Origin of the sequence: Anaerotignum sp. (assembly GCF_051877975.1) — a bacterium.
Taxonomy (GTDB): domain Bacteria; phylum Bacillota; class Clostridia; order Lachnospirales; family Anaerotignaceae; genus Anaerotignum_A.
The window spans coordinates 81691-94928 of the sequence record NZ_JBJEJK010000010.1; the positions used below are offsets into that span (position 1 = coordinate 81691).

Genomic DNA, 13238 nt, shown 5'->3' on the forward strand with positions numbered 1-13238 from the left:
AAAGATATAGGAAACAAAGGACGCACACGGATAGGAGGAAGTAACGTGGCAGAAGAAATCAAGGAAGCTCAGGAGCTGACACAGCAGGAACTGAGCGAACAGAACAGAATCAGAAGAGAAAAACTGGCACAGATGCAGGAAGAAGGAAAAGATCCCTTCCAGATCGTGAAATATGACGTAACACACCACAGCGAAGAAATCAGAGCCAACTATGATGCATTGGAAGGCAAAGATGTCTGCATCGCCGGCAGATTGATGAGCAAACGTATCATGGGGAAAGCATCCTTCTGCAATATTCAGGACAGAGATGGTCTGATGCAGTCCTATGTCAGCAAAAATGACATCGGCGAAGAGGATTACGCTGCTTTCAAAAAATATGATATCGGTGATATCATCGGCATCAAAGGATTTGTTTTCAAAACAAAAACAGGGGAAATTTCCGTACATGCAAAGGAAGTGGTGCTGCTTTCCAAGAGCCTGCAGGTACTGCCTGAAAAATTCCACGGCCTGAAAGACCAGGAACTGCGCTATAGACAGAGATATGTTGACCTGATTGTAAACCCTGAATCCAGAGATACTTTTATCAAACGTTCTAAAATCATCACAGAAATCAGAAAATTCTTGGACAGCAAGGGCTTCCTGGAAGTGGAAACACCTGTATTGCAGACGATTCCCGGCGGTGCTTCCGCAAGACCCTTCATCACACACCATAACACATTGGATATCGATATGTATTGCCGTATTGCTCTGGAACTGCCACTGAAGAGACTGATCGTCGGCGGCTTTGAAAGAGTATACGAAATTGGTCGTGTATTCAGAAACGAAGGGATCTCCGTTCGTCATAACCCTGAATTTACCCTGATGGAATTGTATCAGGCATATACAGATTATAACGGTATGATGGATATTACAGAAGAAATGTTCCGTACTGTAGCACAGAATGTTCTGGGCACAACAAAGATCACATACGGCGGATATGATCTGGACTTGGGGCAGCCCTTCGCAAGAAAGACTATGGTTGACGCTGTAAAGGAATTCACAGGCGTTGACTTCGACCAGGTGAAGGATACAGAAGAAGCAAAGGCACTGGCGAAAGAAAAAGGCGTGGAATTTGAAGAACGTCATGTCAAAGGCGATATCTTGAACCTGTTCTTTGAAGAATTTGTAGAAAAGAACCTGATTCAGCCTACTTTTATCATCGACTATCCCGTTGAAATCTCTCCTTTGACAAAGAGAAAACCCGATAAACCGGAATTTACAGAAAGATTTGAGTTGTTCATCGTGGGCAGAGAATATGGTAACGCATATTCCGAACTGAATGACCCCATCGACCAGCGCGCACGTTTTGAATATCAGGAATACCTTCGTGAAAATGGCGATGACGAAGCCAATATGATCGATGAAGATTTCCTGACAGCTCTGGAATATGGTATGCCTCCTACAGGCGGTTTGGGCGTGGGTATCGATAGATTCGTTATGCTGCTGACAGAATCCGTTTCCATTAGAGACGTAATCCTGTTCCCTACGATGAAGCCTATCAATGACTAAACCCTTGATTTTACTGGGTTTCTGAGAGTTCAGGAGCATTTACTGCAACAGAACTGCAACAAATTTTGTGCGTATGATACGTGATAATACTTGATCATACGTTAGGTGCAACATTCGATCAAAAAATAGAGGACACTTTTCATCTAAAAAGGTGAAAGGTGTCCTTTTTTGCGTGCGTAAAAAACAGAATCCATCCTTTTATCGTATAGCTTTTATTCCTTGGATAAATCGAAATGAAAACAGGAAGATGCAGCGGCGAAAAAGAGAAAGATACCCAGAGGAAAAATGTGCCCCCGCAGGGATCTGAGAAAAAGAACGGGCGAAGCCCGCATTCGACTAAATTTCCCCAAAGGGGGATTTAGTCTATGCTTGCTGCCTCAAAACCGAGGAAAGGATGATGATGGAGTATGGCTGAAAAGTATGTAAAAGTGAAGTTTACGGAGGAGGAAATTGAGGGGCTGAAGCGACGTGCAGAGCTGCATGGAAAGAAGCTGAATGCATTTCTCAGGGAATGTGTATTGGAAGAAAATCCGGTTGAAATTTTCTTTGACAGGGAAAAATTCGAAGTCCATACAGATGAAATTTCAAAGCTACGAGAGGTGTTGAAAGGAATTATTTTCACCCATTTCGAAGATAAAATTTTGCTTTTTGAGTACATCAAAAATATCGAAAAAAAGGTTTTCGATATGGAAGTATCTGAGGCAAACTTGAGAAGTGATGTTAGAAAAATTCGAAAAGCGTTAGAACGAAAAGAGGCGGAAAAGAGTCATGGCAACGATCAATCATAATCCCATTTATAAAACTTTAAAAGAGAATTTAAGCTATGTTTCAGAAGCTCATAAGCAAATTCCGACTAGTGATTTAACTACTGTGATGGAGTATGTAACAGGTGATCATGCGGAAGTTTTATATACAAAAGGGCATGGTTGTTCCTGCAATCCGGAGCTTGCAGCCGAGGAATTTTTGAGCGACCGGGAGAAGTATTTGGAACGCAAAAAGGGTGCAAAACTTTCCGGACAGATGGATGCAAAGAAAGAAATAATTGCACATCATTTCTATATTTCTTTCCATAAAGAAGATTTTGTCGGTGTAGAAAGAATGATGAAAATTACCGATGAATTGATTGAACGAACACCTCTGAAAGAGTTTAAATTACTCAGGGCGCCTCACACAAATACAGACGAGGAACATGTTCATCTGTCTGTAAACGCGTATTCTATGGATGGAAAAAAGAAATTTTGCATGAATAATAAGATGCTGTACACCCTGCGAAGGGAGTTGGATCATATCTGTTACGAGTATGGTCTGAGCTTGGTGGAGGACAAAACTCTGCTGAAAACCGATGAGGAATATGCAAAATGGTTTGCCGCAGTTAAGGCAGAAGGAAAAGTTCGAATCCATAAAAATCGTACCTCTGAAGAGAAAAAAATGAAAAATAAGGAACGGAGGAGTAAAAAATCCTATGTCAAAAAACTTCCGTTAAGGTCTATTGAAGAGGATTTTAAGGGAGCAGTTTATTATAATTCTGCCAATATTTTTGAGGAAAGAATATATTTTGCAGCGGGAGGAAGATTCCCTTCCCCCAAAACGGGCAAACCCTATCGCATGAAAATCTGGACAGAGGACGGCAGAAGACGGAGTACCGTTGAACTGCTTTTGTTACTTATAGCAGTGGTTTTGTTTGATACACAAAAATATGCGCAGGAGAGGAATTACTATCAACCCAAAGTAAATGTTGACGATGAAATCCAGAGGATGATTGATGGGATTGCAGCAACACGGGAATATGGAATTACGGATAACCGTGTGCTGGAAAATAAAATCAGAGAATGTGGAAGTAACATTAGTTCCCTGAAGAAAGCAATCTATGATATCGATAAAAGCTTGAATGAAAAACAAAATGATGAACTGAGAAAAGAGAGAGCGGCATATTTAGAAAAATTGAAAAAATATAATAAGCAGTATTATCAGCTAATGCAGGTAAAAGCACTGACGAAGGAAGTTATGACGGATACATACCGAGATAACATTTATGCAGTTAAGCCATTAGAGCAGGAAAGAAAGCTAAGTTTGGATGATATGATAGCCGGTGCTGAAAGGAAAAAAGGAAAGGGGATGCAAACAAGAGAAGAGGATAGACGGGATAGGTCAATAGATTGGCGAGAGAGATAAAAAATGCCTGTCCATTTTAGGATGGATAGGCATAGATTGAACCAGTCATATTGGTAAATCAGGAAAGTGGTTTTCCTGTTCCCTCGTCAATAAAATTCATTTCCAACGTGCAGTCCAAAGCTTTTGCAATATCCTGCAGATCCTTTTCAGAAAAATTATCTCTGCGGAATTTTGCGCTCAGGTTCTGGGAAGAACAGCCTAGCTTTTCCGCCAGCTGGGATACAGTCATATTTCTTTTAATCAAAGCGATACGTATTTTTTCAGTCATAGCCATGGTGGATTTCTCCTGTCAAATCGGGATTTTTATTAGCTTCTATTTTATATCATACAGGAGTAAAAGTCAAATTTGGATTACTGATGTAATGAATAAGTTAAAAAAGTAATTGACAATGGAAATAAAATGTGTATAATGTAAATAAATAGTTACAAATAAAACTAAATATTTACATGGTGGTGAAAAATGATGGAAGAAATCAAATGTATTTTAAGTACAAAAGAACTTTTGAAGCGGGTGAAAACAGAAATACCGGCGGCAAAATTTTGCACCCGATATTTCCGGGAGGATGAAGAATTTATGACTATGCTACGGCAGTACCAGAAGCAGTCCTTCGTTTATTTGCTGGTGAATACCTATATGGATAAAAAATGTGTGATTTATGTTGGGAAAAGTTCCGACCAGTATAATCGAATGGTGATGCATAAATCCAATTTTGAGTTTGAAGAGCTTTACTTGTTTATGGTTCCGGTGAAGAAGCAGAAAGAGATTGAAGAAAAGATGATTAGCATTTTTTCGCCTCTTTACAATAAGGCCTGTAATGAGGAGCGACTAAAAGAAATGTCTGCGATTGGACTGAAATACAATGAATACAAATCCTATGAGCGCATTCAGGGGGATATTCAATTACTTTTGAATAACCATAAAATGCAGCCGATTATGTTTTTTCTTCCGCAGAAATATGTTCTGGCGTTAAAGGATCAAGCAAGGAAGGAGAGGATAGATATCAATGAATATTTAAGTACGCTTTTAAAGAAGGAAATTCCAGAGGAAAGTATTCTGCAGTCTGTGAGAAATTGTAATTTTGAAAAAACTGTGGATTCGGAAGTTGTAACAGCAAAACAATATGCACAGCTTTGGGGAAAATCAGTTGAACAGATTAAGGTGCATTGCAGAAATGGGCGAATCCCTGCATATAAGCAGAAACGGGATTGGTTGATTCCAAGGTCTGCGCCTTATCCAGAGGATAGAAGGAAAATAAAACATATTAGTAAAATTCACCAAAAATTGGTGGGAAATACTGAAAAAAATTTAATCTGAAATCTGGGCTTCAGAAAGTCCACTGCGGTATAATTCTTACGAATGAAAAATTGACCGCAAGGAGGGTTTTCTATGAAAAAGGATGTTGAATATGACTCAAAAGCTATAGAGCAGAAGAAATATGTTCGCTACAAGGATGGATGTAAGCTTTATGGTATGTCTCAAAGCAAATTTGAACGAATTGCTAAAGATGCCGGAGCAATAAGAAAGATGGATAAAATGGTTTTAGTTAATTGTAAAGCATTGGATGAATACATAGAGTCATTTAAACAGTGAAAACCATTGCATTACGGTAAAAGGGGCTGACTGGTGGTGTTGTGGTGAAAGCGAAAGGAGGATTTTTATGGCAAAATCAAGAAAAGATTACCAGGGCCGTGCATTGCGGCCCGGTGAAAGTCAACGCGGCGAGGATAAAATGTATATCTACTCTTATACTGATTCTATTTCTAAAAAGAGAAAACGGCTTTACGCTAAAACACTTGAAGCGTTGCGCAAGAAAGAAGATGAATTGAAAAGAGATCAGTTGGATGGGCTAGACATTTATGCGGCTGGTAAAAGTGATTTGAACTTTTTGTTTGACCGGTACATTTCGACCAAGCCAGAATTAAGCTCTACGACGAAAACAAATTATTTGTACATGTATAATCGCTTTGTGAGAAATGGCTTTGGGCAGACGCTGATTCGTGATATTAAATATTCGGATCTCAAAAGATTTTATATTTACTTACTGGAGGAAAAAGGGCTGCAGTTTAATACCTTAGGGACGATTGATACGATTCTCCATCCCTCTTTTTCTATGGGTGTTCGAGATGACTTGATTAGAAAAAATCCTTGCCAAGGGGTCTTTGCTGAACTTCGGAAGGCCTATGGAAAAGACAATAAAAGGCATGCGTTAAAAATCGAAGAACAAAGAGCATTTATGAATTATCTTGTCGAAGGCGAATTTAGCAGATGGAAGCCTTTGTTTACAGTTCTTTTAGGTACAGGATGTCGAGTTGGGGAGGTTGTAGGGCTTCGGTGGGAGGATGTTGATTTTGAGAAAAGCCAGATTGATATTAACCACAACCTTACATATTATCCCCGTGAAGATAGCGAAAACAAGTGTGAGTATCGGATTTCCTCGACCAAGACAAAAGCAGGTATTCGAATTATTCCAATGATGGATCCGGTTTTGGCAGCTTTTCAGGAAGAGAAGAAATGGCAAGAGGAGACTGGGATTTATAATAAAGCAGAAGTTGATGGGATGTCAGGATTTGTGTTCTGCAATAGATATGGTGATATGCAAAATCCCAAAAATATCAATCGGACAATCAAACGGATTGTTGACCATTACAATAGAGAAGAAGAATTGAAAGCAAAGAAGGAGAAACGAGAGCCGCTGATGTTGCCCTATTTTTCGTGTCATATTTTACGGCACACATTTTGCACCAGATGTGCAGAATTGGATATGTCTCTCCCTGCTCTGAAAGAAATCATGGGACATAGCGATATTTCAACAACAATGAATATCTACACAAAGCTTTCAGATGCAAAAAAAGCAGAAGCTATGCAGAATGTATTCAAAAATATAAATGTATTTTGACGTGAAGAAAGGTAGGAGCTTGAGTACCATTGTATGGAAATGTTTAAATAGAGATTAGCTAATATCGTTAATAGGAAAAGAAAAGGCGTTACAGATTGTAGCGCCTTTATCTATGCTTCATTGCTTTAATTAAGTTCGTAAGAGCGTTGATCTCATCAGCTGTTAAGCCGGAAAGATCAATGCTTTGTTTTTGTTCTACACCAAGCAGATAATCGGTTGTTACTTTAAAAATACGGGAGATCGCAATCAGGATATCATAAGAAGGCATACGGATACCAGTCTCATAGGCACTGATAACGGATTTTGTTACACCTAGTTTTTGTGCTAATTGTGCTTGTGTCAATTTATGTTGAATCCTGAGTGTTTTGAGAGTGTTTCCAAAGTCGTCCATACGAAAACCTCCTTTTCAAATAGTTTACAATAGAAGGTGGTTTTGTTAGGTTGATAAAGTATTTATATAGTTGACTTTTGAGGGAGCAAATAGTATGATTTGAGAAAAGATAAGTTGAAAAAACGGAGATGGTTTTGATATGGAAACAGGTGATGAACATGAAAAAAGGGATTGGTAAAATAAGAGCGGTAATAGCAGTAGTATTTATGTCAGCGGTCGGATTTGTGCTGTCTTCCTGCGGAGGGGTAGAAAACCCCATTCCGGAAGGGGGTACATATACGGTTGCATCGACAGGAGAAGTATTTGAAGCAGGAGAAGCTTTCCCGGAAGAGCCACAGGTCGGTGATATTTTTTATGATCATGAAGCGGGCTATGAATATGCGTATGCCTCTGCAGTGCAGATTGACAGAGTTTTGACAGAGGATAATGGATATTTTACCCATTACTTCATTCCTAAAGAAGAACTGGCGGGCTGGTGTGTGGCAGTAAAAGATCGCCAGCAGGAGTCCTATGGCGAATTGAGAAGTGAGATCTGTGGTATGCCTGTGCTGACATTGGATGATTGCTTTCTGGGCTGTGAAAATATGATAAAAGCTCCTGCAATTCCAAATACTGTTATGTCTATGGAAGCGGCATTTAGTTGGTGTCATTCTTTGGAAGAAATGCCTCAGTTACCAGAAGGAATCATTAACATGGAAAACGCTTTTGAACAGTGCAGCTCTATTACAGAAATTTCAAATATTCCCACAACAGTAAAAGATTTGAGTTTTGCTTTTGCAGAGTGTAAGGCGTTGTCAGAGGTGGGGGATATTCCGGATGGTGTTGAAAATATGCAGGGAACGTTTAATCAGTGTATTGCACTGAAAACCGTAGGAATCATTCCTGAATCTGTAAAAGATCTGTCCTATACCTTTACGGGTTGCGCAAGTTTGGAAGGAGACATCTATATTTACGCAAATCCGGAATTTTATGATGGATGTTTCCTTGGCACGGAAAAACAGATATTTGTTTACGGCAATGATCATTCTGATTGGATGACTTTAGCAGAATTATGTAAAACTGTTGAAAGTGGCTGGTTCGATAATGTGGTTATGCCCGGATGATAAATAGATTTTCAGAAAGGCTAAGAAAGCTGCGAGAAGATAAGAAAATCAGCCAGAAAGTATTGAGTGAATATCTTGGCTATGGAACAACGGCAATTTCTGCATATGAAAATGGGAGAAATGAGCCCTCTTTTGACATGTTAATTCAAATAGCAAGGTATTTTGACGTGACAGTAGATTATCTGATCGGTAAAGAAGATAGGGCGAAATGGCCAGATAGTCTGACTAAGTGTGAATGGGAACTGTTGCAATGTTATCGGAAGTTGACGGCAGATGAAGAAAAACTTGTGTTGGCTCTAATGAAGGCGTTGAAAAAGGAGGAGGTATTATGATGAAGGAAAGATTACAGGGTGTGATTGTTGGTTTATTGATTGGTACGCTGAGTGCTGGTACTGTGGTTTATGCAAAGGGGGGGATTGAGAATATCCAGGTTTCCTATGAGAATATTAAGGTTTATAAAGATAATGTAAAATATGATTTGAAAGATGCCAGCGGCAAAACAGTTGAACCTTTTGTTTATAATGGTACAACCTATCTGCCCTTGAGAAGCGTTGCAAGCCTTGCCGGTATGGATGTGACATGGGAGAGTGATACAAAGAGCATATACCTGTGGGATGAAGTGTCTGGCCCTGAAAAGGGGGCTGTTGATATGATGGAAGTGTGTCAACCTACTGTATCAGATGACTGCACCGTATATACAAAAAATGATGGAGAATCCTTTGCTATGAGTGAAAATTACTATATCAGTGGGTTACAGTTCTGGGGAGATTCTGCATTTGCTGAATTTGATTTAAATGGGAAATACTCTGAAATGACGTTTACGATTGGAAATGGTGAACATGCGTTTGCAAGTGCTAATTGGATAATTACTTTTACAGTCGATGGAAAAGAAGTAGAAGAAATTAGGCTGTCTAAAGATGAGGAACCCAAAAACGTTACAATTTCTTTAAATAAAGGAAGTAAATTACGAATTGATTGTAATGGGAACGAAAACTTCAGCAGCTGTTGTTTGGGTAATATTATTATTAAATAATTTAAAGAATGTAAATTATGAAAAAAGCGTAACAAAAGACCTCCTTCTATGGCAGATGAAAACATCATTTGTTAGAATCGGGTGATTTCAGCCAGCAGAGGGTTTTTTCTGTAATTAACCAATGAGAGGCCCTCCTCATATAATCAAGCGCTTTTTGTTGAAAATACAAGCTTTTCAGCCTTTAATATCTCAGTGAATAAGTCTATGCTGCATACGGCGGTAGTCAGCGGCAGCTGATGCGGAGCTAAACGGCAGTAGTGCGGCGTCAACGGCAAATACTTGCTACACTTTTTGTATCCTTCATAATAATGGTATCTGCGACAGCAGAAATTCATTGTTAGGAGGGTAATCCATGTTAGATTACAAAGACATTATTACAAAACACTATGGCCTCGGAATGAGTGGTATGGCTATTGCCAAGTCGATCAATGCCAGTCTGTCTGGGGTCAAGGATTTTTTGCGTGCCTTCAAAGCATGTAAAAATCTCAATTATTCATTCCCACACGGAATCACCAATTATGGCATTGCGGAAGCTGTCTACGAAAAGAATTCAGCACTTGTTGGTCGAGATCTAAGTTACAAATTTCCAGACTATGCTGCGGTTTCGATGGACATGTCCTCATGGAAGAACATGACTCTTGTGGTTCTTTGGAATCGGTATGCAAAGAAGTGTCGGCATGGCGGGCTAAAGTATTTTCTGTAATTGCTTCAATTTTTGCGTTTTGTGTGTTAGACTATCATGATAGATACCTCTCTGTTCAATAAGATTTACCAACCTGCCAAGTCAGTAGTCCTATTGTACTCTGAGGTATTTTCAATTTTCAACGTTCACAATTAAACTATGCAGGAAGCTTCTATGATAAAATAAAAATCATATGAGGACTTTTCATTGTGGAAAAACAAAAGAAATCAGTTCACAGAGTAGAAATGACAGAAGGCAAAAGAAATATCATCCGCCAACTCCTTGAAGAGTATGATATCGAGACCGCTGAAGATATTCAGGACGCACTGAAAGACCTTCTTGGCGGCACTATCAAGGAGATGATGGAAGCTGAGATGGATGAGCATCTTGATTATGAAAAATCCCAGCTTTCGGATAATGATGATTATTGAAACGGGTACAAACGCAAGCAGGTCAACAGCCGTTATGGCTCTATGGAAATTGAAGTACCGCAGGATCGAATGTCAACTTTTGAACCGCAGGTAGTAAAAAAGCGTCAGAAAGATATTTCAGATATCGACCAGAAAATTATCTCTATGTATGTCAAAGGTATGTTTTGCAGGGCCCATTTTTTTAATTGGGATAAGGTTGAGGACGCATACAGATATTGTATATTGTAAGCGATTAACAAAATAGTGCCTTGAAACATGAAAAAGGATGGCGTATAATGCCATCCTTATATTTTTTCCATCCCAATGGACGTATCGGGAAATGGTTATAACCTCTACGATTATACACTTTTAACTGTTTTGCACAGTCCTCAAATGAGTAAAAGGTGTGCGTGGCATAGAATCTCTCATTAGCCTTCACCCTACATATTTGCAATATTTGAATTTTAAAGATCCTGTGTTATACTTGATGAAAAATAAGTTTTTGAACAGTGATGGAGGAATGAATTTTGAATATATCTATCCAAAATTGTAATAATATTCTAAGTGGTACGATAAGCATCGTTGATGGTGCACTTAACATTAAATATGCGGTTAACGGTACTGGAAAATCTACAATTGCGAAGGCGATTTGTGCTACAGTCAGGGGAGATGAACAGTCGCTCAGCTCTCTTAAACCATATGCATTTATGAACGATGAAGATGGTCATGAAAGCAGTGTTACAGGAATTGACGGCATTAGAAGTGTTATGATTTTTGATGAATCATACATTGATCAATATGTTTATCTGCCTGATGAGCTCTTAAAGAATAGCTTTGAGATTTTTGTGAAGACTCCGGATTACGATAGGCATATGGACCAAATTCAACAATTGCTTTCAGAGATAGGAAATGCATTTCAAACAAATCCTGAACTTGATGAACTTATTGCAACCTTTGCGCAATTTTTAGATAGTTGCGGAAGGAGTCAGACTGGATTAGCTGCTTCAGGAGCAATCGTAAAGGGGCTTGGAAAAGGCAATAAGCTTAGTCATATTCCTCCTGAACTTGAATCTTTTAGACCTTATTTGAGCAATACCCATGAGGCTGGAAACGTTAAATGGTTGAAATGGCAGTCTGACGGGCGAAAGTATTTGGAACTCGCAGAACAATGTCCCTATTGTTCCGGGTCAATTGAACATACAAAATCTAAAATTGAGCGCATTTCTGAAGAATATGATTCAAAGGCAATAGAGCATCTGAACAAAATACTATCCGTGTTTGATCGCTTGTTTCCTTACTTTAGCGAAAGTACAAGAAATCAACTTCAGATTATAACGAATAATGCAGGAAATATGAATGCGCAGCAAAAAAACTATTTGCATGAAATAAAACAGCAGATATACACAATCCATGCTCAGTTGATAAGCCTAAAAGGACTTGGTTTTCAATCCTTAAAGGATGTAGAACACATGGCTGACCGTTTGAGAGAGTACCTGATTGATTTAAGGTTGTTTAGCCATCTTCAATCGGACTTGATGGGACAGAAAATAAGAGAAATGAACACCTCAATTGAGTTGGTTTTGGAAAAGGCAAGTCGTTTGCAAGGAGAGGTTAATCAACAGAATATTTTGATTTGCAGAACCATTCAGGAAAACAGTGCTATAATTAACGAGTTCCTACGCTGTGCAGGCTATAACTATGCAGTGTCCATTGAAGAAACTGAAGGCAAGAGTTATAAAATGATACTGCGGCCTACTGGCGTTGATACAGAAATATCATCAGTAAGAGAGCATTTGAGCTTTGGTGAACGAAATGCACTGGGATTAGCACTATTTATGTTCAGCGCTATAAAGGAAAACCCCGATCTCATTATTCTGGATGATCCAATTTCTTCGTTTGATGGAAATAAAAAATTTGCATTATTAAACATGCTTTTTATGTCTGAAAAATGTTTGCGCAACAGGACAGTTATGATGCTTACACATGACTTTAATACAGTCATCGATGTTATTCATACAATGCCACAGAACTTTAGCCCAGCGCCGCACGGAGCTTTTTTGAGCACCAAAGATGGAATTCTCGAAGAAAAGCCTATAAGAAAAGATGACATTAAATCCTTCTACCAAATAGCAATCGAAAATATGCAAGCAGGGATAAATTCGTTGAATAAATTAGTATATCTGCGGAGATTACTTGAAATTGAAGGAAACAAAGGTCTGGCTTGGCAATTGTTGTCAAACCTTTTTCACAAGCGTGCGATTCCGGAGATTCATGAGAATGGTATCCGTCCGATGACATCTGAAGAATATATTGAGGCGAGTGAGGTAATAAGAAACTATATTCCAGAGTTTAATTATGCAGACGAATATGCTAAAACGCAGGATGATAGTATCTTGATTAGGCTTTACAATGAGAGTGTGAGTAACTACGAAAAACTTCAGTTGTATAGAATTATGTATAATGAAAATCACGACAATCCTGTGATTAAGAAATTTATCAACGAAACATTTCATGTGGAGAATGATTATTTGTTTCAACTGAATCCGCGTGAATACGATATTATACCTCAGTTTGTGATTGCTGAGTGTGATAGGGATATCATTGCAAACTAAAAAGCATAGAAACGTTCGCAGCTTTTTTCCTGAACCTGTATTTTACTTGTGGCACAATATTCCTGTAAATGAACATCACTCTCACTTTCAGGAGGTACGCCATGAATAATACAGTTCTTCACAGCATTGATACACAGCGTTTTGCAGAGGCATGTGCGAAAACAGCCCTTGATATTTCTGCGGAAAAAGATGTTGTCCTTGCCTTCGCTTCGCGGGACGGCTATAAGAAAAAATCGAATTGATTTCTGCAGCGGAAGATAATTGCGTTTTACGAGAATCGAATAGGTGCAACAAATCCAATCGTACTTCAACGGTTCTGCAACAAATTTTTTTTGGAGCCTGTGAAAAAAACTCTGTAAAAACATAAATAACAAGGCCTTCTATGATAGA

13 protein-coding genes and 2 pseudogenes are annotated in these 13238 nt (G+C 38.8%); 13 read left to right on the forward strand and 2 right to left on the reverse strand.

The genetic code is table 11. From position 1 onward, the window contains the following. Positions 1-57 precede the first annotated feature (57 nt). The 3 genes and pseudogenes from lysS to ACI39P_RS01495 form a co-directional block, all read left to right on the forward strand. Positions 58-1533: pseudogene (gene lysS, locus ACI39P_RS01485) on the forward strand (lysine--tRNA ligase); the annotation flags it as partial. Positions 1534-1955: 422 nt separating this feature from the next. After that, a complete protein-coding gene (locus ACI39P_RS01490) occupies positions 1956-2336 on the forward strand; it encodes a plasmid mobilization protein (protein ID WP_439718948.1) in 381 nt (126 codons plus the stop codon). Further along, positions 2317-3720: a relaxase/mobilization nuclease domain-containing protein gene (locus ACI39P_RS01495; protein WP_439718949.1), complete on the forward strand. Its 1404-nt coding sequence runs from the start codon at positions 2317-2319 to the stop codon at positions 3718-3720. Before ACI39P_RS01490 ends, ACI39P_RS01495 begins: the two co-directional genes overlap by 20 nt. A 58-nt stretch (positions 3721-3778) precedes the next feature. On the opposite strand, the gene ACI39P_RS01500 is transcribed toward ACI39P_RS01495, so the two are convergent. Next, a complete protein-coding gene (locus ACI39P_RS01500) occupies positions 3779-3994 on the reverse strand; it encodes a helix-turn-helix domain-containing protein (protein WP_439718950.1) in 216 nt (71 codons plus the stop codon). Between the two features lie 186 nt (positions 3995-4180). On the opposite strand from ACI39P_RS01500, the gene ACI39P_RS01505 reads away from it, so the two are divergent. From ACI39P_RS01505 to ACI39P_RS01515, 3 genes are all read left to right on the forward strand, one after another. Continuing rightward, positions 4181-5035 carry a helix-turn-helix domain-containing protein gene (locus ACI39P_RS01505; protein ID WP_439718951.1) on the forward strand — a complete coding sequence of 285 codons (855 nt, stop codon included), beginning with the start codon at positions 4181-4183 and terminating at the stop codon, positions 5033-5035. Between the two features lie 72 nt (positions 5036-5107). Further along, on the forward strand, positions 5108-5311 hold the full coding sequence (locus ACI39P_RS01510) for a DUF6462 family protein (protein ID WP_439718952.1): 204 nt from the start codon (positions 5108-5110) through the stop codon (positions 5309-5311). Positions 5312-5378: 67 nt separating this feature from the next. Next, positions 5379-6617: a tyrosine-type recombinase/integrase gene (locus ACI39P_RS01515; protein ID WP_439718953.1), complete on the forward strand. Its 1239-nt coding sequence runs from the start codon at positions 5379-5381 to the stop codon at positions 6615-6617. A gap of 106 nt (positions 6618-6723) precedes the next feature. Here ACI39P_RS01515 and ACI39P_RS01520 read toward each other — a convergent pair whose 3' ends face one another. Beyond that, complete coding sequence (locus tag ACI39P_RS01520) at positions 6724-7008, reverse strand: helix-turn-helix domain-containing protein (RefSeq protein WP_439718954.1); 285 nt, start codon at positions 7006-7008, stop codon at positions 6724-6726. Positions 7009-7166: 158 nt separating this feature from the next. On the opposite strand from ACI39P_RS01520, the gene ACI39P_RS01525 reads away from it, so the two are divergent. The 7 genes and pseudogenes from ACI39P_RS01525 to ACI39P_RS01555 all read left to right on the forward strand — a co-directional run bounded on the left by ACI39P_RS01525 (position 7167) and on the right by ACI39P_RS01555 (position 13090). Further along, on the forward strand, positions 7167-8111 hold the full coding sequence (locus tag ACI39P_RS01525; protein WP_439718955.1) for a leucine-rich repeat protein: 945 nt from the start codon (positions 7167-7169) through the stop codon (positions 8109-8111). Beyond that, positions 8108-8443, forward strand: a complete 336-nt coding sequence (locus tag ACI39P_RS01530; protein ID WP_439718956.1) for a helix-turn-helix domain-containing protein — start codon at positions 8108-8110, stop codon at positions 8441-8443. The genes ACI39P_RS01525 and ACI39P_RS01530 overlap by 4 nt, the downstream gene beginning before the upstream one ends. Next, positions 8440-9144: a stalk domain-containing protein gene (locus ACI39P_RS01535; protein ID WP_439718957.1), complete on the forward strand. Its 705-nt coding sequence runs from the start codon at positions 8440-8442 to the stop codon at positions 9142-9144. Before ACI39P_RS01530 ends, ACI39P_RS01535 begins: the two co-directional genes overlap by 4 nt. Positions 9145-9496: 352 nt before the next feature. Next, positions 9497-9847 carry a hypothetical protein gene (locus tag ACI39P_RS01540; RefSeq protein ID WP_439718958.1) on the forward strand — a complete coding sequence of 117 codons (351 nt, stop codon included), beginning with the start codon at positions 9497-9499 and terminating at the stop codon, positions 9845-9847. Positions 9848-10035: 188 nt separating this feature from the next. Next, a pseudogene (locus ACI39P_RS01545) lies at positions 10036-10473 on the forward strand (transposase); the annotation flags it as partial. Between the two features lie 290 nt (positions 10474-10763). Beyond that, complete coding sequence (locus tag ACI39P_RS01550) at positions 10764-12848, forward strand: AAA family ATPase (protein ID WP_439718959.1); 2085 nt, start codon at positions 10764-10766, stop codon at positions 12846-12848. A 101-nt stretch (positions 12849-12949) separates the two neighbouring features. Then, positions 12950-13090 carry a hypothetical protein gene (locus tag ACI39P_RS01555; protein ID WP_439718960.1) on the forward strand — a complete coding sequence of 47 codons (141 nt, stop codon included), beginning with the start codon at positions 12950-12952 and terminating at the stop codon, positions 13088-13090. Positions 13091-13238: the final 148 nt, after the last annotated feature.

Bases quoted from the DNA above. Each gene is read 5' to 3' on its own strand.
- ACI39P_RS01525 (WP_439718955.1), top strand. From the start codon at position 7,167: ATGAAAAAAGGGATTGGTAAAATAAGAGCGGTAATAGCAGTAGTATTT.
- ACI39P_RS01540 (WP_439718958.1), top strand. From the start codon at position 9,497: ATGTTAGATTACAAAGACATTATTACAAAACACTATGGCCTCGGAATG.
- ACI39P_RS01520 (WP_439718954.1), bottom strand. From the start codon at position 7,008: ATGGACGACTTTGGAAACACTCTCAAAACACTCAGGATTCAACATAAA.
- ACI39P_RS01555 (WP_439718960.1), top strand. From the start codon at position 12,950: ATGAATAATACAGTTCTTCACAGCATTGATACACAGCGTTTTGCAGAG.
- ACI39P_RS01515 (WP_439718953.1), top strand. From the start codon at position 5,379: ATGGCAAAATCAAGAAAAGATTACCAGGGCCGTGCATTGCGGCCCGGT.
- ACI39P_RS01530 (WP_439718956.1), top strand. From the start codon at position 8,108: ATGATAAATAGATTTTCAGAAAGGCTAAGAAAGCTGCGAGAAGATAAG.
- ACI39P_RS01495 (WP_439718949.1), top strand. From the start codon at position 2,317: ATGGCAACGATCAATCATAATCCCATTTATAAAACTTTAAAAGAGAAT.
- ACI39P_RS01535 (WP_439718957.1), top strand. From the start codon at position 8,440: ATGATGAAGGAAAGATTACAGGGTGTGATTGTTGGTTTATTGATTGGT.
- ACI39P_RS01505 (WP_439718951.1), top strand. From the start codon at position 4,181: ATGATGGAAGAAATCAAATGTATTTTAAGTACAAAAGAACTTTTGAAG.
- ACI39P_RS01500 (WP_439718950.1), bottom strand. From the start codon at position 3,994: ATGGCTATGACTGAAAAAATACGTATCGCTTTGATTAAAAGAAATATG.
- ACI39P_RS01490 (WP_439718948.1), top strand. From the start codon at position 1,956: ATGGCTGAAAAGTATGTAAAAGTGAAGTTTACGGAGGAGGAAATTGAG.
- ACI39P_RS01510 (WP_439718952.1), top strand. From the start codon at position 5,108: ATGAAAAAGGATGTTGAATATGACTCAAAAGCTATAGAGCAGAAGAAA.